This window comes from Dyadobacter sp. (assembly GCF_051859145.1).
Lineage (GTDB): Bacteria > Bacteroidota > Bacteroidia > Cytophagales > Spirosomataceae > Dyadobacter.
In genome coordinates, this window is the sequence record NZ_JBHYGF010000510.1 from 1 (window position 1) to 2,201 (window position 2,201).

2 protein-coding genes are annotated in these 2,201 nt (G+C 49.8%); both read left to right on the top strand.

Annotated elements, in window-relative coordinates; genetic code table 11:
- Nucleotides 1-644, top strand: a 644-nt coding sequence (locus ACTIE6_RS22975; RefSeq protein ID WP_439558857.1) for a RagB/SusD family nutrient uptake outer membrane protein, incomplete at its 5' end; no start/stop codon positions are given.
- A gap of 125 nt (nucleotides 645-769) precedes the next feature.
- On the top strand, nucleotides 770-2,201 hold a 1,432-nt coding region (locus ACTIE6_RS22980; protein WP_439558858.1), incomplete at its 3' end, for a sulfatase family protein.

Here is a 2,201-nt window from a genome sequence, read left to right on the forward strand (position 1 = left end):
GCGCCAACCGCGACCCACGTTTCCGCGCGACTTTTCTGTGGGACGGAACCACATTCGGCGGGCGCAGGTACGTGGTACACCCCGACTCTGTCAATTCACTTGACCAGCTCACTTATTCCAAGCAGGCAACACGCACGGGATACGGGCTCCGCAAATTTTTTGATGAATCATTCAATGGCAGTCTGACTGCGGACTACGGTGGAAACCTGCCGATCATCCGCTATGCCGAAGTGCTGCTCAGCTACCTGGAAGCCGAACTGGAAGCAGGTACGCCTATTACACAGCCCCTTTTGGATCAAACCATCAATGCAGTACGCGGCAGGGCATCTGTGAATTTATCCAAAATTACTGTTACCAATGCGGCCGCGTTAAGACCAATCCTGCGGAGAGAGCGGCGCATTGAGCTCGCTTTTGAAGGGTTACGACTATGGGATTTGCTCCGATGGGGCACAGCTGATCAGGCTCTGTCCGGTGACTTCTGGGGAGCCGCATTCCCGGATTCCAAGAGATACGCAACTACTTCAAAAAAGACCGACCCGAAATTCCGCTGGTATGTTACTTCCAAAAAATTCAGAAAAGGCACCGACGAATTGTGGCCCATTCCGGAAACAGAAGTAAATGTAAATCCCAAGTTGGCGAAGTGAGTTGCGGAGGAGCAACCAAGCCTTGCCCATTTGAAACAACAAGGTAAAAATGCATAGCAGAACACTTTCTTCAATGCAGGTTGAAGCCGCATTACCTGCATATTCCGCATTCAATTTTATATAACATGATAAAAAAAACACCTAACAAAAACATACAGCTAACTATTCTAGGCTTCTCTTTTGCAATTCTGATTACTGCTACCAGCTGGCAATTTGCCGGCAAAGAGCCCGGTGCAGTGAAACCCAATATCATCCTCATTAACCTCGACGACCTGGGGTATGGCGATGTGGGTGCTTATGGGGCTACTGCTTTGAAAACGCCGAATATGGATCGCCTTGCAAAAGGTGGCGTGCGGTTTACAAATGGCTATGCCACATCGTCGACCTGTACTCCGAGCCGCTTTGCATTAGTGACGGGGGTGTATCCGTGGCGCAACAAAGACGCCAAGATCCTGCCGGGTGATGCTCCGTTGCTGATCGATACGGCGCAGGCGACCATTCCGAAGATCCTGAAAAAAGCAGGATATGCCACAGGGATCGTAGGTAAATGGCACCTTGGACTGGGAGATGGAAATACGGATTGGAACAAGGAAATCAAGCCCGGTCCCAACCAGCTCGGCTTCGACTATTCCTATATTCTGGCTGCCACGCAGGACAGAGTACCTACGGTTTACATTGAAAATACGCGTGTAGTCGGTCTGGACCCGAACGATCCTATTCAGGTGAGCTACAAAGAGAATTTTCCGGGCGAGCCGACTGGAAAGGACAATCCTGAGTTGCTGAAAATGAAGTGGCACCACGGTCACGATCAAAGCATTACCAATGGAATTTCACGCATTGGTTATATGAAAGGCGGCACGAAGGCGAAGTGGAATGATGAAGAAATGGCGGACCTGTTCCTGACCAAAGCGCAACAGTTTGTTATTTCTCATAAATCACAACCATTCTTTCTCTATTACGCCATGCAGCAGCCGCACGTGCCGCGCACGCCAAATCCCCGGTTTAAAGGTGTTACCGGAATGGGACCCCGAGGCGATGCAATCGCTGAGGCAGACTGGTGCCTGGGTGAGTTATTGAAAACACTCGAAAAAGAAGGTATTCTCGAAAACACACTTATTATTTTCACCAGCGACAATGGGCCGGTTGTAAACGACGGTTATCACGACGACGCAGTTGAAAAGTTGGGCAACCACAAGCCAGCGGGACCACTGCGGGGCGGCAAATACAGCTTGTTTGAAGCTGGTGCGCGTGTTCCATTTATCACTTACTGGAAAGGCACGATCAAGCCCTCAGTTTCGGACGCAGTAGTTTGTCAGCTCGATTTACTGAGTTCGTTGGCACACCTAACTGGACAGGAAGCGAAGGGCTTGGACAGTCAGAATTACCTCGACGTGTTTTTAGGTAAAAGCAAAAAAGGACGGAATGAGCTGGTGCTGGAAGCGAGTTCGCGTACTGCATTGCGGCAAGGGGATTTTGTGATGATACCGCCCTACAATGGCCCGGCAGTTAACAAGAATGTAAATATTGAAATGGGAAATGCGAAAGAGTACCAGCTAT